The sequence below is a fragment of the Rheinheimera mangrovi genome, assembly GCF_003990335.1.
GTDB classification, from domain to species: Bacteria; Pseudomonadota; Gammaproteobacteria; order Enterobacterales; family Alteromonadaceae; genus Pararheinheimera; species Pararheinheimera mangrovi.
The window spans coordinates 1882985-1901987 of record NZ_CP034683.1; the positions used below are offsets into that span (position 1 = coordinate 1882985).

Consider the following 19003-nt stretch of genomic DNA (forward strand, 5'->3'; position numbering starts at 1 on the left):
TGGCAGATGTTTGAAATAAAGACAGCACATAGTAAAGCCAGCACTGCTGCAGAGATCTGGCAAGATTTGCAGCAGCAACTGGCAGGGCAGCATTTTCAGTTTGGATTGGTGATGGGGCATCACAGCTGTATTGCCCAATTGGCAGATGTCCCACTGGCGAGTGTGGCTGACCAATGGCTTGGGGGCAGCTCTTGTTTGGGGGTGATGACTGAGCAGGGTGTTTTTTTACAACAGGATAGCCTGGCGCTATTTATGATACGGGATGATGACGGGCATTATGGTTCAGGCAGTGCAGTGATTGAAGGCGTTAATATAGCCAAAGCGACTCGCGATGCTTTAACTTCGGCTTTGCAGCGGGCCGGACGGCCATTTCAGGTTCCTGAATTGGTGTGGTGTATGCAGCCTCCGGGCACAGAGGAAGCTGTATTAAAGCAAATTGAACAGGTACTGGGAAAGAAAGTTCCGGTCTATGGTGGCAGCAGCGCCGACGATGACGTATCGGGTCAATGGTTGCAATACGATGGCAGGGCTATTCATCAGCAAGCCGTAGTGATCGCCGTGTTTTACCCTTCGGTGGCCATCAGTCACTTTTTTCATTCTGGTTATATTCCCACTGAACACAAGGGCATAGTAACCAAATCTCAGGGCCGTTTGTTACAGGAAATTGATCATCAGCCTGCGGTTGAGGTCTACAGCAGATGGCTGAACAGAAAAATCACCAGCAACTATATGCAGCAGACCACCCTACATCCGCTGGGGTCGGTCATAGAGCATAGCCAGCTGGATGTGCCTTTGTATATGCTCAGCTTGCCAACTAATTTTCACCCTGATGGTTCTATCGAGCTTTTTGCTGAAGTAGAGCAGGGGAAACAACTCTGTTTAATGACAAGTGAAGTATCACGTTTGCTGAGCCGGACTGGCACTATGTGTGAGTGCACCCGCTCTGTTTTGCCAGCGCAACGGGTTAGCGGCGGTATTATTGTTTTTTGTGGCGCCTGTTTGCTCAGCATCAAAGATCAGATGGAATTTGTGCATAACAATGTAAAGCAAGCTTTGGGCGGCGCCCCTTTTTTGATTGCTTTCACTTTTGGTGAGCAGGGTTATGCCGTCGATCAGACCAACAGGCACGGCAACCTGATGTATGCCACAGTTTTATTTGGAGAGGCGGATGCCCAGTATTGAAAAATTGCGGGAAAAAGTACTGGAGCTGACCTTTGAGCGGGACAGTGCCTTGTTGCATGTCAGGTTGAATCAACTGCTGCAAAAAGGACTGGATGCCATTTTAAGTTCGGATACGCTGGAAGATACGTTCAGCAAATTTTTTGGTGTGATGGCCGAGGGCGTACAGTTTGACTGTGCAGTGTTATTACGTCTGGAAGAGACACGCTTTACGATGTTGGCTAAGCAAAATGCGCCGCTATGGCCCGATCAGGCCGAGTTGGGGAGTTGCACTTTAATGAATGCCTTGTGTGGCAGGCATTCTGTCGCTGTGTTTAATCTGATGCTATTGCCCGGATGGGGTGAGTCTGTCAGTCAGTGGTGGCCTCAAATCCATTCTGCTTTGTTTCAGTGCATTCAAACCCGTGAGCAACAGTTTTTATTGATACTGGGGTCTGGCTCTGTGGCTGCTTTTGGGCCTTCTGAAGAAAAGATCATGGGACAATTTATCAGCTTCGTCGCCAGTACTATTGCCAGTGTGGAAAACAAAAAGCTCTATATAGCATCACAGTCACTAAAAGAGCGGCAGCAACGAATAGAACAAAGCTTGCTTCAGTCGGAGAAAATGGCGTCATTGGGTCAGTTAGCTGCCGGTGTGGCGCATGAGCTGAATAATCCAATAGGGTTTTTGCTCAGTAATATTCATATGTTTCAAACCTACTTATCTATTTTTAAGGCATTGCTGAATAACTACCGCTTGCTTGAAGATGTCACGCAAAGTGAAACCGTGAAACAACAAGCTAAAAAAGATCTTGAGTTATTGTATCAAAAGGAAGACGTGGCTTTTTTGCTTGAAGACAGCGATATGCTGATTTCTGACTCGCTTGAAGGTGCGATCAGGGTCCGGGATATAGTGCAGAGCCTGCGGCGTTTTTCGCATCCGGATACGGATCAGATAGAACTGGTAGATCTGAATGAAAGTATTGAATCGACCATTAAAATCATCAGTGGTGAGCTCAAACATTCGTTGCGTCTGAACAAACAGCTGTACTCAGGCTCTTTGTATGTGATGGGAAAATCCAATCAGATTGGTCAGGTGTTTCTGAACATTATGATGAATGCCAGACAAGCCATTACTCACGATCACGGCGAACTGAAAATTAGCTCAGGCCTGCAGGATAATGAGGCCTGGGTCGCGATTGAAGACAACGGCACAGGAATTGAACCTCAGCACATCAACAGATTATTTGAACCCTTTTTTACTACCAAGGACGTAGGCAAAGGCACAGGCCTTGGCTTGTCATTGTGCCACAGTATTATGTTGCAGCACAGCGGCCGTATTGAAGTGCTGAGTGAGCCAGGATTATTCAGTCGCTTCACCTTGTATTTTCCACTGGCAGGATAGCTGGAGCTTTGTTGTTACTCCTCTGGGATTGCTGACAAGGGCAATTGGATCACAAACTCTGCGCCTTGCCCTGCAGGGCTGGTGACACTCAATTTGCCCTGATGCTTTTGAATAATACTGTAGGACAATGACAGCCCCAGTCCAGTGCCTGCTCCGACCGGTTTTGTGGTGAAAAATGGCTCAAATACTTTAGTTATATGCTGTGGTGCTATACCTGTTCCAGTATCACGTATGCTGATCCTGGCGAAATCTCCTGCTGTGCTTATCCGGATATAAATATCACCTGGCTGGTCCATCGCCTGAACCGCGTTAAGCAGTAAATTCATAAAAACCTGGTTGATTTGCATCGACTGGCAATACACCAACGGCATTTGCTCTTGGTAGTCTTTGTGAATAGTGGCTTTGTATTTCAGTTCGTTATTGATAATGCGCAGTGTGCTTTCCATGCCATCTATCAGGTTGGTTTCTTTCCACTGTGAAGTGTCGACATGAGAAAACTCCCTCAGACTTTTGACGATAGACATGACTCTGCCCGTGCCCTCCAGTGATTCAGTGATAAGTTCCGGCATATCCCGGAGTAAAAAATCGAGATTATGATTGGTGTTGTACTGTTGATAGTCTGCGGCTAATTCGGCCGCAGGATGTTTGGCCAGCAACTGTCCGGCGAAGTCCAGCGCCTGTATCAGGGTCTGGCAATAATGCTGCAAGGTTTCCAGATTTGACGATACAAAGCCAATGGGGTTATTAATTTCATGAGCCACCCCGGCAGCCAGCTGTCCTATCGACGCCATTTTTTCTGCCTGCAGCAATTGATTCTGTGCTTCTTCCAGTTTACGGATTAGTTCGGCCTGCGCCTTGTGCTCATCTTCCAATTGCCTGTGCGCTTGTCTGAGTGCAATGGAATAGGACGCTGTGGTGGTGGCATCTGTAATGGCAAGAAACAAGTGGCTGATCTGACCTTCATCGTTGAAAATAGGCACTATTTCCATATTCTGGTACATCAGTTCTTCTTGCCCTGTGACAGGTCGTGAACTTTTAAATCGGAAGATATGCGGACGTTGTTCCCAGTAACTAAAGCTGGTGTTTTTCAGTATAAATACCGAATCTAGTTTGCGTTTAAGAAATCTGGCCTGATCAGGAAAAAGCTCCAATAGGTTGCGGCCTAGCGTCTGTTCTACGGGCATTTGCAAACGCTCAGCAAAAAAATCGTTCCATAACACTATGGTGTAATCAGGTGTTAGCAGGCATGCGCCTATCGGCAGCTGTCTGATCAGTTGTGAAGCCAGTTGTTCATCTATCATAGGTTACGATCCGCGGGTGATCATTGTAATAGCATATCTAAGTGGTGCATTAATGGATACAGTGAATCCTGTTTCAGGCAAATAAGGATCCGGGCGTGGAAACTGGTTTCCGGTATTTGAAACTGAACCTCCATCAATAAAGCCTGCTGCCAGTTTAATTGTTCACTACAAAGTGAGGCGGGGTTGAACAGCACAGGTGCTGCCAACTGGATTTTAAAATTCAGCTGAGAGATCAAACCGTGCAGGCAAGCTCCGGCCAGTATATTGGTGAGTTCAAGTAGCAACTCTTGCCGATCTTGTTCTGGCAGAGGTATATCGTAGTGCATCAGTCTGGCTATAGCTTCGTTGCCATTGTCGGTCATCAGTGAAATCATTTCGCCACTCAACTCACCCAAAAAGGATTGTTGCGCCAAATGCTGTTGAACCGGCTGCTTTAAACATCCGATAAAGTCCTGACGACTGCTTTGCTTTACCGATGGAATAGATAATTGCACCTGTGTCTGGATCAGTCGAGCCAGTACGTCAGCTGCTTGACCCATTGAGATGTTCAGCACTTCCTGTAATGCATCCCGCTGTTCTTCAGACAAAAATTGCCCGCTCATAGCAGCCCAAGCTCTTTAAGTGTGCTTGCAAGCAAAAGGGGGTCCAGCGGTTTTTTCAGAAAACGAAAGGCGCCTAAAGCGCTGACCAATGCTTGCGCCTGTGTTTGAATATCTGCACTAATGACGATGACCACAGCTTTTTCATGATGCTGTTTTAAGTAGGTCAGCACCTGATAACCATCCATTTCCGGCATTTGCAAATCCAAAAACAACACTTCAGCCAGGCCATTTTCAACCGCTGTGATCGCTTCTTTACCGTTTGCGGCTTCGCAAATGCTGACATCCCATTGCACAGGCAATGCCCGTCGAATGGTTTTGCGGGACAGCGCTGAATCGTCCGCTATAGTGATAGGAATAGGCATATACAACTCCTTAGCCTGACTTTTTAAAAGTCTAGACCAAAAAGTTTAAAATGAAAATAATGATAAAAATATGTTTGCAAAATAGTGTTAAGTAGGTGTTTTGATAAAAATGAAATTCATTGTGAAGCGGATACAAAAATCGGATCAGCTCATATGGTTAAGTGTGCACCATCTGAGCTGACCCCATTATCAGTTTAACGGCCTAAGTATTTATCCAGAGTTTTATATAAACCTTGCCACATGGTTTGGTTTTTCTGCTTCAGTTTAGCGGCGTTTTCTGCCAGACGAGGCGCGATTTCTTCCTGTTCAGCCAGTAACTGACTGACTTTTTGCGTCAGACTTACGGCAGAGAGTTTTTCCAGGCAATAATCCGCCATACCAAAATCAGACATCATGGCGTGATACTTGTGGCTCCAGCTGGTGGCGATACAAGGCACACCCTGACTCAGCGCATTAATAGCACCGTGGAAACGCGAGCTGATAGCCACAGAGCTTTGGCCGATAAAGGCTTTAACGGCCAGTGGGTCTTCAATCTGAATAATTTCACAAGGCGCTAAGCGGGAAATTTCCTGACACAACAGCTGATCTTCTTTACCTTCGTGATTCACCAGCACTACAGCGTAACCTAATTCCACCAGCTGATTGGCTGCAGCAGCAAAAGCTTCGACATAGTTGGTGCGTTCGGCTTCCGCATTGGCGTGATTAAACTTGGACACCACTTTGCTGTTTGGAATTAAAGCCGCAAATTTGCCTTCAATTTCAGGCAGGGCTGTGGTGCTGTGGCCTTTTAAGCCGACGGTAAAGTCAGGCGTTAACTTCACTGTATCCGGCAGATTGGCTTCGCAGCTTTGTAAATGGCTGAAGGACACCGGGTCGCGCACATAAATCAGAGCTGCGCTGTGGATGATATCGCGCATAGCGGCTTTGCTTTCGTCACTGGTAAAAGGCCCAAAGGCTTGAGGCATAAAGACAAAAGGTTTGCCTGCTTCTTTAAAACGTTTTACTTCACGGGCGGTATTTTGCAGAAACTTTAAAGGCCACTGATCGCCATAAGCAAAACCGCTGGCTTCTAAAATGACGTCAACATCACGCTCTGTCACCATGCCGTAGCGTTTCATCAGGTTACGCATTGATCCTGGTAATTTGCCAAACCATGGCGTTAAATCCAAAGCTTTACGACGGAATGAAACTTTTTGCCATGCGCCTAATAATGCACGCTCACGGTAGGGCAGGTTAGGGCCAGGCGATAACACCAGCTCAGTGTTGTTTAAGGTTTTTAAGCCCTGCAAACAGGCCAGCAGCATCAGGTAGGCGCCTTTATTGCGGAACTGCACGCCTTTGATTTCGACTAATAAGGCTTTTGATTCAGACATAAGTTAATAACTCCGTAGCGGTTTTCTTCTCGGAGTGAGGGATCAACGCCTGCGGATCAGGGTAACCCACAGCAATCAGCATCACGACTCGTTCGAAAGGTTGTAATTTCAGTAAGCGGCCAATTTTGGCTTCGTAGTTTTCGATATCAGGCCAGTTGATAGAGCAAGAGGCCAGGCCCATGGTTTCCAAAGCCAGCATCAGTTGCATATTGGATAAGCTGGCGTCGATATAAATCACGTGGCGGTCGCGCTCAAAAGGATAAGCACTTAAATCTCCGACCACAGCAAGCAGGGCAGGAATGCCATTGGCATAACCTACTGTGCCCATAGGCAAGTTGGCTAACTTATTCAGCATCTCGCCTTCTGTGGCTGCAATATAACGAAACGGTTGACGATTACAGGCACTTGGCGCCTGAGCTGCAGCAGCAACCGCTTGTTCCAGAACGGTTTTAGGTACGCTCTGAGGTAAAAAAGTACGGACTGAACAACGCTGCTGGCACAAGATTAAAAACTGCTCGTAGCTGATGTCAGCGCGAGGTCTTTGTTCGTAAGGAGCTGGTGCAGAAGGGCGGCTTTGTGCTAAACGTGGGGTGATCTGGGCTTTTAATGCAGCGAAAGTGACAGGTTGACTGGCTCCTTCTGGCCATTGGGTGACAGAAAAGTAGCTATCCATCACATCGTGGCAATATTTCAGCAGCACTAAATCTAACGCCTGATGATCGGCCAGCAGGTTTTGCAATGCAGTTAAAGTTTCGTCAATATAGTCCAGCGCAAACAAGGATTTGCGTGGCACCATGCTTAAACCTTTTTCCAGCCTGTGAATATTCCTGCGTAAAATAACGGTCGCTATACTACTGCTTTCTTCATGCAGATGATAATGATGCCGGCCCGCCGCTGTGGCATGTTGCTCACGGCGAAAATGCGGGTTAAAAAATGCGTAATACAGCGTTGCCGCCAGACGGCTTTTGGCTGCATAAGGTAACAAGACCTTGTCGAGCTTTTGCCTGATTTGTTGGAGTTGTTTTTTCATACCGTCTCTTTGTCTACCACCACTCCAGAAGTTTTAACCTTGATTAGTTGCCATAACTGACGACGGGTTCTTCCGGAAAAAAATAAAAAGAAAAATGAAGCGTATGCATAAGAAATTAGTGTCGCCCAGGCTGCACCATCAATGCCCATAATAGGGATGAGCCACCAGTTCAGCAGTACGTTCAGCACTGCACCTATGCCATGACTGGCCAGAGATAAAGGCTCCTGACCGGTAATAATTAAATGTTGTCCTATCAAATACCGGATAAAAATAAACACACCGGCCCAGATATGGATTTGCAGTACTGAAATACCTGCTTTAAATTCTTCACCAAAGATCAGTGGTACCAGAGGCGGTGCGACGATAAATATAACTACTGCTATGGCAAGTGCCATCGCAAAAAAGTAACTGGTGTATCTTCGCAGCAGCAACAAATAACCAGACCAACTCACCTGATGACTTTTCAGTAACTCAGGATAATACCGCACTGCTAATGTCGCTGGTATGACATACCACAGCTCTGAAATTCGGCTGACCGCTGTATAAACCCCGGCGGCTTCTATATCAATCATACGTTCAATCATAATTAAATCGATACGCAGATAAACTACAGATAAAATACCTGAAACCCATAACCAGCTGGAGCGACGTAATAGCTCTTTGCCTTGCTGCCAGTTAAACCAGGCTGGAGTCAGGCGGCCAGATTCTTTGTTATGGCCTTTATAAATCTGGTATTGCAATACACCTACGGCTGCAAATTCCAGACCTACTATCCAGAACAAAGCACCAATGCCAAGGCCATACCAAAGTGCTGCCAACTTGGCGATCAGGCCTAAAACACCTAATCCCAGCTTACTGTAGGCAAGGGTTCGGAAATGGCCTAAATAGTTCTGGTGGTATTCAAATAAAATAAAAGCGTTAAATAGCTGACCCACAAAAAGCACTGCGGCGCCCAACTGATAAGGTTCAAATTCAGCGGGTAAATACCAGCTAAAACCGATAAACATCAGAGCCGCAAACACAAAACCTACAACCAACCTCATCCAGGTTGCAGTAAATAAAATCAACTGGCCTGTATGTGCATTAACGGCGTGTTGTACCGATTTCTGTACCTGATTATTTAAGCCTAAATTGGCTAGCGGTGCTAAAAATGCACTCCAGGTCATCACGATAGAGTAATAACCTGTAGCTTCAGGACCCAGCATCCGCGCGACAATAATAGTAATTAACGCGCCAGCCGCCAGCTTGACTATACGTTCACCTAATAAAGCAACGGCTTTGGCTTTGGCGACTTTGACTAAAAACTTAACCACGTCGTTTCGCTTTGTAACGTTTGATTGCACGGGTGATACGCCAAATATGCTGCAAAGTGTATGAATAAACACTGAATACTATTAGGAATAACAGCAACATAATTAAATCAGGCACCATCAGGTACTCACCAATGACGCCGAGAGTGGCGAGCATGCAGGAAAAGCTACTGATCACCACCAGCGCCTGACGGGAATTTAAGCCAAGACGCAGGAAGATATGATGTAAATGTTCACGGTCTGCTAAAAAGGGTGACTGACCTTTACGGATACGGCGCAGCATAATAGCCACCATATCCATCAGTGGTACTGCAATCACCCATAATGCGGTGACAGGACGGAAGCTGGCTGTGTCGCTTTGGGTGCCGATGATTAACAACCAAATCACGGTTAAGCCAATTAGCATGCTGCCGGCGTCACCCATAAAAATTTTGCCTTTGCCTTTTCCCACTACGTCCAGGTTAAACAGCAAATAAGGAATAAGTGCAAACACCAACACCATAGGCAAAACCGCGTGTTCCAGCTGTCCTCCCATGCCCATCATCAGGGTCACAGAGACAAAAGTGACACCACTGAGCATGCCTGCCAGACCATCTATGCCATCAATCATATTAAAAGCGTTAATGGCGGCAATAACAGCAATCAGGGTCACAGGTATACCTATGTAGCCTAAAGTGACATCGCCCAGTGAAAATAAGTTACCTAAATTACCCAAATGCAGTTGCAGGCCGTACACCATGGCAGAACCTATCAGCAGTTGGACACAAAGCCGTAATTTGACACTTAAGTCCATAAAGTCATCAAATACACCCAGAATGACAATAGTGCCGCCACACAGCAGGTAGTAATAATGAATATCTTCGGGTAAACCAAACCAGGCCAATGTCAGGCCAACGCCGGTAAATATGGAAATACCACCTATTAATGGCACAGATCCTGTGTGCTGTTTGCGGCCAGCAGGTTTGTCCACTAATCCCACTTTGACAGACAAGGGGATCAGAATAAAAATGGCAGTCAGGGTAAGAACAAAAGTGGTAATAAACAGCTGCAAATGTTCGGTCATGTGGTTTCCATCGGCTTTTTAGCCTGAAATAATGCGAACTGGCTCAAACGAAATTGGGCTGATTATAGGTGAAGAAAACGGGGCTGACTACGGCGTCTGGGAGATAAAATTGAAAGGAATAACGACTTTGTCAGAAAATAATGCTCTAATTGTTATTTCTGTCACACTTGCTGTGATAGCCGGACGTGTTGAAGCATTTTTATGCAGTGAATCAAGACGTTGGCATTCCCTATTTATTGAAGAGCCGCTGCTGTTTTTGGTTTTCTTAACCAGAACTCCAGCTGTTGATGCAGGATACCCGCTGTGACCAAAGCAGTATTGATTATCACCAATATGGGGCCTAAGCCCTCTGCACCTTTTCAGGGACAGTTTGTTAAAAATCAGATGCTGGCGCTTCAGAAACGCCAGGCCTTGGCTTATTTCTATATGAGCTGGCATAACGACAGTCTGTTAAATCGTTTGCTGAAATACCCTGTGCTGTTTTTCCAATTTTTCTGGTCTTATATTCTGAGCTTTAAAAGCTTCGATATTATTCATGTGCACTTTTTTTATCCGACCATCTGGCTGGCTTTACTTTATAAATACTTGCGCAAACCTTCAGTAAAAATAGTGGTCACTTGTCATGGCAGCGACATCTACCATTATCAGCCTTTTAATGCGTTGTATCGTTGGTGTTGTGGCTATGTGGAGCAGTGGATTTTTACCAGTGAGAAACTTCAGAGCAGAGCTTTTAGCATTAAACCAAGAGCAGAAGTGTTATCCGCTGGCATTGCGCAGGTCTATGCCGATGCTAAACAGTTAACCCGAGCAGAAAAAGACATCGACCTGCTGTATGTTGGCGGCTTGGATAAAAACAAAGGCATGGACAGATTAATAGCCCTGCTGCCACAACTAAAAGACAAAAAAGTCTGTGTGATTGGTGCCGGCCCTTACCTGACACAGTTTCAGTTACTGATGAAAGATTATCCGAATTTACAACTTGAAGCAGGCCGGAGTGCAGAGCAGTTAAAAGAGTTTTATCAGCGCAGCAAATGTTTTTTAAGCTTGTCGCGTAATGAATCCTTTGGTTTGGTGATGACCGAAGCTATGGCATGCTACACCCCTGTTATTGCTACCTTAACTGACGGCTCCGCAGAGCAGTTGGGGGCTGACTCTTTTTGGGTGTTAGATCAGACAGATGAGCAGGTTTTGCAACAGCATTTGCTGAAAAAAATTCAGCAGCTATTAAGTTTGTCAGACTCAGACTACACAGCATTGCAGCAGTCGGGTCATCAGCACGCAAAAGAATGTCTGGTGGACGATGTCGCAGCAAAAATACAACAACTGTACCAGGCTCTGGTGCCTGAACAATGATGATAGAAATAAAGGTAAATACAAGCATGGCAATACAACCTGAAGTGGTACCTGTAGGTGGCATTGAGGTCATGGCGTTCAGCAACATGGCTGCGCTGGTCAATTATGTGATTCAGGATGATGGTACTGTCTTTTCCGGTTCTGCTATAGCGATGAACCCTGAGAAGGTGATCGCCGCCAGTAAAAATCCAGAGCTGATGGCTATTCTGAGCAAAGCCGATATTCGTTATGCCGATGGTATGGGTGTGGTGAAAGTAATGCGGCGTAAATTAGGCCGCAAAGTGGAACGTATTCCGGGTTGTGAGTTGTGGCAGGCATTAATGGCAAAGGCCGCAATCACTAAAACTCCAGTGTTTTTAGTGGGAGCCAAACCGCAGGTGATGGCCGAAACAGTGGAAAAACTGACGGCCATGGGGGTCAATGTGGTGGACTCTCAGGACGGTTATTTTAAAGATGAAAATGAACTGATCAGCCGTATTGCGCAAAGTGGTGCCCGCATTGTGACAGTCGCTATGGGATCTCCTAAGCAGGAATTGTTTATTGGCAAGTGTCAGCAGCAATTACCTGACGCTTATTATATGGGCGTTGGTGGTACTTATGATGTATTCACAGGCCATGTACAACGAGCTCCGGCTCTGTGGTGTAAGTTACATTTAGAGTGGGCTTACAGGTTGTTATCTCAGCCATCCCGTATTGGTCGTCAGTCTAATTTACTGACGTATGCCTGGTTATATTTAACCAACAAGCTCTGAAAAAAACGATTAAAAACAGAGAGAACTATAGTGCAGCAACAGTCCGATTTACCTTTGATCAGTGTTTATATGCCCACTTTTAATAGAGTGGACATGGTGCAACGTGCGATTCGCTCAGTTCTGGCGCAGGATTACCCTCATCTCGAACTTTTAGTGGTGGATGATGCGTCTACCGACACAACCTGGGACACCTTAAACCGGGTCTATGCAGATGAACCTCGCGTTCGTCTGTTCAGGCAGGAAAAGGGGCAGGGCGCTTGTGCAGCACGCAATCTGGCGATAGCTGAAGCCAAAGGTGAGTTTGTAACCGGCCTTGATGATGATGACGAGTTTTTACCGAATCGTCTGAGTTCGTTGTATCAGGCGTATGACGATCAATATGCCTTTGTCTGCTCAAGTTATTTCTGGGATTACGGCACTATACGCAAACAGTTGTATCCGGAATCGGCCATAGTAGGCCTGAACGAATTGTTGGATGTGCACTGTTTATCGAATCAGGTGTTAGTGAAGCGCAGCCGTATGCTGGCGCAAGGTGGCTTTGATATTGGCCTTGCGGCCTTTCAGGATTACGATATGTGGATCCGGCTGGTGGCAGCTTATGGCAAGGCCTTGCGTCTGGCTGAAGCCACTTATGTAGTCCATGTGGGGCACGAGCTCGGCCGTATTACTACCTCACCTAAACGTCTGGCTGCACAAAGTTATTTTGTTGAAAAACATCTGCCTTTAATGAATGAACGTAATAAGCAGAACCAGCAGTTTTACCGTCTGGTAATGGAACAGCAGCAACTGTCTTTTGGCCGTTTGTTGTTTTTCTGTCGTTATGGCTTATGGGCAACTAAAATCCGTTACTACCTGAAACAAAAATTACAGTGGGCGATTAAATTCCGCCAGCAGCTGTTGAGCAAAGGCATTAAAGGATTGTTTTCGAAAAAATGAGTCAGAATTTGTTAGCCCATGCCAATTTTGTCAGCCTGAGCGCTGTATTGCTTAAACGTTTTTGGCTGTTGTTATTAGCTGCTGCTGTATTAGGCGCGGCAGCTTTGTATATATTTCAGCTCAGTACAGCCGTGCGTTATCAGGCCATTGCTGTGGTGACGTTAACCGACTGGCAAACCGAACGTTTAACTCGACGAGATGATCCAAACGATAAAAATCCGGCCAATGTAGGTGGGGCCTCTGCAGATGCAATATCCAGAGCCTTATTGTGGTTAAAAGACCCTGATTTTTTTCAGTCTTTGGCACGCTCCGCTAATGTGGAGCAATTGAGTGTTGAACACAAAAGACGTGGCAATCTGGTGACACTGAAATGGATCAGCAACTCGGAAAAAAGTGCTGAAACTGAACTGGCTTTAGTGTTGAAGCTGTGGGACCAGCGCTGGCGTCAGCAATTTATTCAGCAAAAACAACAAGAGTTGCTCACTTTGCAACAGCTCTCGAGCAGTGACTTGGTGCAACAACAGCAAAACCGGCTGCAGTTTGAACTGGATTATGCAAAACAGGCTCAACCTTTTGCGCTGCAGCAATTACAAAGCCCTGAAGCGCCTGAACAAAGTAAAGGTCCGGCTTTGTGGTTGATGTTACTTTTTGGCGCCTTTTTTGGTTTTAGCTGCGCTTTTATTCTGTTGATGTTATGGCGGCTTTAATGCGGCTTTCGACTTATTTTCAGCAGGTACAACCGCTGGATAAACTGATCCTGTTGCTTTGCAGCTGTTACTTGCTGGTGGACGCCTTTAATGGTTTTTTATTAAATCAGTTTGGTCACAGCTTTGGTTTGTCTGCTTTGTATAAAGTGCTGATGCTGATGTTAATGCTGATGTCATTGAGCCTGCGTACCGCTAAAGCCTTTTTACTCTTTCCTGCACTTTTTGTGTTGTTATTGCCCGGTGCTTTTTATAGCTGGTTGCAACTTGGTGGCTCTTTAGCCGCAGATCTGGGCCTGATCCTGAAACTGATTTCGCCGCTGATAGCATTTTATTATTTACTGAGTCTGGCGCAATTGGACAAAGACTTTGCGCTGAAGTCCCTGCATCAGATTTTTGTCCTGAACTACCTGATTGTGCTGGTGAATTTTATTCTCGGCGCCTTAGGCTATGGCTACACCTCTTATTTGCCTCAGCAGCATTTGACCCAAGTGGATTTAGGCAGCAAAGGTTTTTTTAATGCAGCGAACGAGCTTTCTGTGGTGCTTTTGGTGTTATCTGCCTGGCTATTACAGTACTACTGGCATCAGCAAAAGCTGATATTTCTGGCTGTGGCTGCAACCTCTGTGTGGTGTGCCAGTTTAATGCTAACCAAAACCGGTTTGTTAGGAAGCCTTATCTTAGTGCTGTTGATCCCCTTGATCCCCTGGTTAATACGTCTGAACTGGGCTCGTCTGGCACTGGGGCTGGTGTTGCTGTTCGCTTCTGCCGCACTGGTCATTTGGCAGGCACCGCTGCTGCTAAGTCAGTTAGGTTTGGCTGAGAAATTACAGCATATTTATCAGCAACAAGGTTTATTGGGCGTGTTGTTATCGTCACGCGACAAGTATGCAGCTGAAATCTGGCAGGTGGTCAGTTTTTACTACAGCGATGCACATCGTTTGTTTGGTGTGGGTTTAATTGGGGTATCTGAGCATCTGTGGAAGTTCTGGGCTGAGTCAGATCCTTTTGATTTGTATATTTTTTATGGTGTAGCGGGTTTGATGTTTTTTAGCTGGATTTTTATAGGTTTTGTCGCTCAGAATTTAAGGTTATGCAGACTATATTCCTCCGATATTGCTGCCACACTGGTGTTGTTAAATCTGTTATTGCTGATGGTGTCCTGTATTGCAGGTCATGTCATTAGCTCCGGAATGTTGTGGCCGGTCTGGGGATTTATAAATGCGGCAGCGCTGATCCATTGTCAGCCACAGTCCAAGCCAGCTGAGACGGAGCTTGCGCATGTTACGCAGTGATTTTGCCCGTAAGCTATTAAACAACAGTCTGGCCCATGGTCTGAACTTTGGCTCGCGCTGGTTACTCAATCTGGTGGTTGCACGGCAACTGCTGGCGAGTGATTTTGGTGTCTTCAGTTATGTCTATATGCTGGCGAACCTGTTTTTTCCCACCATTGCCTTTGGTGTCAGTTTTTACCTGATCCACTATTCAGCCAAACAACAGCAAATCAGTTTGTTGTTCAACAGTCTGGTGCTGAGCTTTATTGTGTTTTTGCTGTTGTGTCTTGGTGTAGTCGGTATTGATTATTGGATCAACGACAGCGTGCCTTATTATCTGTATCTGCTGAGTTTGTTGATAGGCTTGGTCTGGGCTGTCAGTCAGGCCATATTCTGTTACCTCAAAGGCCGGCAGCAGTTTTTTGTCGAAGTAAAATCACAGTTTGTTGGCGCTTTAAGTTTGCTGGTGGTGGTCGCATTACTTTTTGCCGGTGTGATTACAGAGCTGGATGCGATGCTCGAAGCTGTGCTGGTAGCGAGTTTGTTGCCTGTGGTTATGGGGCTGAATGTGCTTTGGCCTGAACTGAAAGCAGGCCTGGGGCCTTATCTGCGCAATTTTCGTCAATACTTTGGCTGGCAGGATATCCGGCAGCGGCTGCATTTTGCCTTGCATGATGTATTCGCCATTATCATGACCAATATTCCTTTTATCTTTCTGGCCTTATTCAGCACCTTGCTGGCGCTGGGTCAGTTCAGAAAGCTGTTTATTTTATTTATGCCTATCACCTTATTACCGGTGATTTTTTCTCAGGTGTTTTTAAGTCGTTTAAGTCGTCTGCCAGATCTGACTGCCAAGCTACAGTTTTTCCGTAAGATTTTCCTATTTACTTTGCCTGTGTTGTCGCTGCCGTATCTGCTGATGTGGCCGCTGGGCGACTGGTTGTATCAGATTTCCTTTAATGAAGCGCTGGATCCTGGTCATCTGTTGATGTTGCATCTGGTGCTGGCGACTTTATGGATCACTTTGCTGAAAACCTATTTTGAAGTATTGCTGACCTCATTAGGAGCGAACCATTACAAAGCCATGCTGGTGACACTGGCAGTGGTGTTAACTGCTTTAGCTTATTGCTGGTTTAATTATGACTTAACAGTTGAGCTGACGGCCTGGTTGTTTTTAAGCGGCAATCTGTTGATTACTTCTATGTTAGCGCTGACTTGTATCTGGCAAGTGCAACGGCAAAGGAAAACACAGCAGCAGCGCTGATAGTATTGTATGGTTAATCAGGGTCCATCAGTGCATTCGTTCAGGGGGTTCAGTGCGTACTGGTTTGATTATTGTTGGTTTACTCTGTTGTCAAAACAGCAGCGCCACGGAAGTCACCTGGTTAAAAACAGACTGGCCCCCTCATCAAATTACCTCTGGTGCACATGCAGAACAAGGTACTTTTGATCTGCTGTTAAAACAATTGATTGCTCAACTGCCCCATATCACTCATCAGGTTCAGGTGGTTAATTTACCCAGGCTGGAGCAGGCGTTTCGCCAAAACAGTAAATCAGTCTGTGGTTTTGGCAGCGTTTTTACAGAAGAGCGGGCGAAAAACAGATGGTACTCCAAAGCTGTTGCTGTGTTACCTGGCTTGGCCGCACATTTTCGCTTATCTGCTGAAATAAAGAGTCATCCTGCTGTACAAGCCAATGGTACTGTGGATGTGCATCAGTTAGTGCAGGATACACAGCTGACCGGAGCCTATCAGCCCAATCGTTTTTATCCGCCTTCCGTTATGGCTGCAACGCGTTATGCCAATTTGATACCTCATGACTTTACCAGTGAGATAAATGCTGCTGCCTTGTTATTATCAAAGCGGGTGGATTATGTGATTGAGTACCCCGAACGAATGGTGTTTTATCTTAAACAGAAAAAACAGAGTTCCGGTATTGAAAGTGTGATTGTTGCAGATGCGTCCCCCTATGTGGTGTCTTACATTACCTGCAATAAAAGTGAGCAGGGGCAACAGATCATCAAACACATTGATACTGCTCTGATGGCATTATGGCAAACTGAAGCTTATCGGCAGAGTATGTTCAGCTGGATAGATCAAGCAGATCAAAAAGCCTTAGAGCCGGCATTTCTAAGTGTAAAACTGCAGGTTATCAATGCACAGTAACTGGCAGAAATAAAAATGGGCCAGCAGATTTAAGCTGCTGACCCTTTTTATACTCAGAAAAAATTAGTGTGCTGAGCGCAGTGGGCCTACCACATTGATCAGGCTGCTCTTGCTGAAATCCAGGTCACCAAAACCTTTGTGGTTCACCAGGATCACAATAATGTCTGCTTTTAAACCTTGTTCAATAGAAACCAATTCAACGTTAGACGCCAGCTTGTTGGTGTGTTCCACGTTCGGCTCAACCGCATAGATTTTACCTTGATACGCTGCGGCTAAATCGTTAACAATGTGCAGCGCAGGGCTTTCACGTAAATCGTCGATATCCGGTTTAAAGGCTAAACCAAAACAGGCAATAGAAGGCTTATGCAAAGCGTGGTTGGCCACAGTGGATAATACTTTTTGCAGTACCCATTGAGGTTTAAAGTCGTTTACTTCTCGGGCTGTACGAATCAGTTTGGCTTGCTCTGGCGCTGAGTGCACGATAAACCACGGATCCACTGCAATACAGTGACCACCTACACCCGCACCTGGCGTCAGAATATTTACGCGAGGGTGGCGGTTCGCCATTTTAATCAGCTCCCAGACGTTGATATTCAGCTCGTCACAGATTAAAGATAACTCGTTGGCAAAAGCGATGTTCACATCACGGAAGGCATTCTCAGTCAGTTTTGACATCTCTGCGGTACGGGCATCGGAAACCAGGCATTCACCAGTCACAAAAGTTTGATACAGGGCTTTGGCTTTTTCCGAACAAGCTGGAGTTAAACCGCCAACAATACGGTCATTGGCAATCAGCTCGTATACCACGCGGCCTGGCAAAACACGCTCAGGGCAATAGGCGACGTGAATGTCCGGCTGAGAAGAGTCTGTTGGTACTGTTAAATCCGGACGAGCTTCACGGATCCACTGGCAGATTTTTTCTGTGGTTCCAACCGGACTGGTAGATTCCAGTACCACTAAGTTACCTTTGGCAAGAACCGGTGCTATAGATTTCACCGCAGCTTCAACATAAGTTAAATCCGGTGACAGATCATCAAAAAATGGCGTAGGTACAGCAATCATAAACGCATCAGCAGCCACAGGGCTGGTTTGAGCTGACAAGTAGCCACCCGTCACTGCGGCATGCACCAGCATATCCAGTTCAGGTTCTACGATATGAATTTTACCCTGATTGATGGTATCCACAGCGTGTTGATTCACGTCTATACCAATAACCCGAAGCTTGCGTGATGCCAACATGGCTGCCGTAGGCAAGCCTATATACCCTAAACCAATCACTGATACCGTTTTAAACATAACGAACTCCATTAAGCTTGTTGGCTCTTTCTTTGCGGACATCTTACCACAGCACGCCAGAAAGCTTAGATGACAGATAGCTGCGGTTGAAGAAAATTTTTAATAAAATAACAGTGTTAGCTGAATGGTGGCTTAGTGACTCTGTGGTATCGTGGATACCAGGTACTGATACAGTTCAGTGGAAGGAATTATAGTGAAAGATTTTTTAGAACCCTTTTTATACCCGCAGAATATATTCCTCTGGTTGTTTTTTTTCGCCTGTCTGTATTATCGCCGTAAAGGCCTGTGGCTCTTGCTGATTTGGTTTTATTTAAGCGGCAATACATTAGTCGCCAATCAGGTGCGGGACTGGTACAACACACAAATCAGTACGGCAGAATTACCGGCTAATTTTAACGGCGACTATGTGCTGTTAGGTTGTGGCGGTAATGAACATAGCTTGCCGGATTGCGGCAGTAACAGAATTAATCAGCTGGCTTTGATGATTAACGCCCAGCAGCGGCCAGTGAATGTCTATATGACGACCTTGCACTGTGGGCCTTATGAAGCTTTGTTAAAACAAAAAACCGAATATGCGGCTATCCAGTGTTTTGATGGCGGGCCAACTACTTATCACGAGTTTGCGTCTTTGGATCAAAAGCTGGATAAAACCAAAAATTATTTGTTTATCAGCAGCGATTACCATGCGCTTCGAGTGAAAAAATTAGCGCAAATGCATCAACTCAATGCACAGGTGTATGCCGCCTCAAGCGCGACCTTCAGGCCAGTGAATTGTGGTTGGAACTGTTTATTGACGGTGAATTTATCAAACTATGATTTGTTCTCTAAGCTGGCTGCGGAAACTGCCAGTTTGCAGGTGTATTCATTAACGAAAGACTGGACTGAGTGGTATACCCCGAGTTCTTGAAGAGGTCTGCGG

Annotated in this window: 19 protein-coding genes; 11 read left to right on the forward strand and 8 right to left on the reverse strand. The window is 45.8% G+C overall.

The window, feature by feature from the left end; all coding sequences use genetic code 11:
* Window positions 1-6 precede the first annotated feature (6 nt).
* Both EK374_RS08540 and EK374_RS08545 read left to right on the forward strand, forming a co-directional pair.
* Complete coding sequence (locus EK374_RS08540) at window positions 7-1182, forward strand: FIST signal transduction protein (protein WP_127021977.1); 1176 nt, start codon at window positions 7-9, stop codon at window positions 1180-1182.
* Window positions 1169-2563: a sensor histidine kinase gene (locus tag EK374_RS08545; protein ID WP_164731846.1), complete on the forward strand. Its 1395-nt coding sequence runs from the start codon at window positions 1169-1171 to the stop codon at window positions 2561-2563. The genes EK374_RS08540 and EK374_RS08545 overlap by 14 nt, the downstream gene beginning before the upstream one ends.
* 14 nt (window positions 2564-2577) lie before the next feature.
* Here EK374_RS08545 and EK374_RS08550 read toward each other — a convergent pair whose 3' ends face one another.
* The 7 genes from EK374_RS08550 to wecA all read right to left on the reverse strand — a co-directional run bounded on the left by EK374_RS08550 (window position 2578) and on the right by wecA (window position 9604).
* Window positions 2578-3864 (reverse strand): sensor histidine kinase, encoded by a 1287-nt coding sequence (locus tag EK374_RS08550; RefSeq protein WP_127021981.1) that lies wholly within the window; start codon window positions 3862-3864, stop codon window positions 2578-2580.
* Between the two features lie 20 nt (window positions 3865-3884).
* Window positions 3885-4466 (reverse strand): chemotaxis protein CheC, encoded by a 582-nt coding sequence (locus EK374_RS08555; RefSeq protein WP_127021983.1) that lies wholly within the window; start codon window positions 4464-4466, stop codon window positions 3885-3887.
* On the reverse strand, window positions 4463-4828 hold the full coding sequence (locus tag EK374_RS08560) for a response regulator (RefSeq protein WP_127021985.1): 366 nt from the start codon (window positions 4826-4828) through the stop codon (window positions 4463-4465). The genes EK374_RS08555 and EK374_RS08560 overlap by 4 nt, the downstream gene beginning before the upstream one ends.
* A 194-nt stretch (window positions 4829-5022) precedes the next feature.
* Entirely contained in the window at window positions 5023-6201 is a 1179-nt protein-coding gene (locus EK374_RS08565; protein ID WP_127021987.1) for a polysaccharide pyruvyl transferase family protein, read from the reverse strand.
* Entirely contained in the window at window positions 6194-7231 is a 1038-nt protein-coding gene (locus tag EK374_RS08570; RefSeq protein ID WP_127021989.1) for a nitroreductase family protein, read from the reverse strand. Before EK374_RS08570 ends, EK374_RS08565 begins: the two co-directional genes overlap by 8 nt.
* A complete protein-coding gene (locus EK374_RS08575) occupies window positions 7228-8544 on the reverse strand; it encodes a flippase (RefSeq protein ID WP_127021991.1) in 1317 nt (438 codons plus the stop codon). The genes EK374_RS08570 and EK374_RS08575 overlap by 4 nt, the downstream gene beginning before the upstream one ends.
* Window positions 8537-9604: a UDP-N-acetylglucosamine--undecaprenyl-phosphate N-acetylglucosaminephosphotransferase gene (wecA, locus tag EK374_RS08580; RefSeq protein ID WP_206099311.1), complete on the reverse strand. Its 1068-nt coding sequence runs from the start codon at window positions 9602-9604 to the stop codon at window positions 8537-8539. Before wecA ends, EK374_RS08575 begins: the two co-directional genes overlap by 8 nt.
* 31 nt (window positions 9605-9635) lie before the next feature.
* Here wecA and EK374_RS08585 point away from each other — a divergent pair, with 31 nt between their 5' ends.
* From EK374_RS08585 to EK374_RS08620, 8 genes are read left to right on the forward strand one after another with little or no spacing between them, the layout of a single operon-like run.
* Window positions 9636-9911 carry a hypothetical protein gene (locus tag EK374_RS08585; protein WP_127021993.1) on the forward strand — a complete coding sequence of 92 codons (276 nt, stop codon included), beginning with the start codon at window positions 9636-9638 and terminating at the stop codon, window positions 9909-9911.
* Window positions 9908-10957, forward strand: a complete 1050-nt coding sequence (locus EK374_RS08590) for a glycosyltransferase family 4 protein (protein ID WP_206099312.1) — start codon at window positions 9908-9910, stop codon at window positions 10955-10957. Before EK374_RS08585 ends, EK374_RS08590 begins: the two co-directional genes overlap by 4 nt.
* A gap of 26 nt (window positions 10958-10983) precedes the next feature.
* Entirely contained in the window at window positions 10984-11709 is a 726-nt protein-coding gene (locus EK374_RS08595) for a WecB/TagA/CpsF family glycosyltransferase (protein ID WP_127021995.1), read from the forward strand.
* A 30-nt stretch (window positions 11710-11739) separates the two neighbouring features.
* Complete coding sequence (locus EK374_RS08600) at window positions 11740-12645, forward strand: glycosyltransferase (RefSeq protein ID WP_206099313.1); 906 nt, start codon at window positions 11740-11742, stop codon at window positions 12643-12645.
* Window positions 12642-13352, forward strand: coding sequence for a hypothetical protein (locus EK374_RS08605; protein WP_127021997.1), 711 nt, complete (start codon window positions 12642-12644; stop codon window positions 13350-13352). The genes EK374_RS08600 and EK374_RS08605 overlap by 4 nt, the downstream gene beginning before the upstream one ends.
* Window positions 13352-14644: an O-antigen ligase family protein gene (locus EK374_RS08610; protein ID WP_164731847.1), complete on the forward strand. Its 1293-nt coding sequence runs from the start codon at window positions 13352-13354 to the stop codon at window positions 14642-14644. Before EK374_RS08605 ends, EK374_RS08610 begins: the two co-directional genes overlap by 1 nt.
* The gene (locus EK374_RS08615; RefSeq protein ID WP_127022001.1) at window positions 14631-15887 is read left to right on the forward strand and encodes a lipopolysaccharide biosynthesis protein; all 1257 of its coding nucleotides are present in this window, start codon (window positions 14631-14633) and stop codon (window positions 15885-15887) included. Before EK374_RS08610 ends, EK374_RS08615 begins: the two co-directional genes overlap by 14 nt.
* A gap of 52 nt (window positions 15888-15939) precedes the next feature.
* Window positions 15940-16788, forward strand: coding sequence for a hypothetical protein (locus EK374_RS08620; RefSeq protein WP_127022003.1), 849 nt, complete (start codon window positions 15940-15942; stop codon window positions 16786-16788).
* 63 nt (window positions 16789-16851) lie between these two features.
* Here EK374_RS08620 and wecC read toward each other — a convergent pair whose 3' ends face one another.
* Entirely contained in the window at window positions 16852-18084 is a 1233-nt protein-coding gene (gene wecC / locus EK374_RS08625) for a UDP-N-acetyl-D-mannosamine dehydrogenase (protein WP_127022005.1), read from the reverse strand.
* A 193-nt stretch (window positions 18085-18277) separates the two neighbouring features.
* Here wecC and EK374_RS08630 point away from each other — a divergent pair, with 193 nt between their 5' ends.
* The gene (locus EK374_RS08630; RefSeq protein WP_127022007.1) at window positions 18278-18991 is read left to right on the forward strand and encodes a hypothetical protein; all 714 of its coding nucleotides are present in this window, start codon (window positions 18278-18280) and stop codon (window positions 18989-18991) included.
* Window positions 18992-19003: the final 12 nt, after the last annotated feature.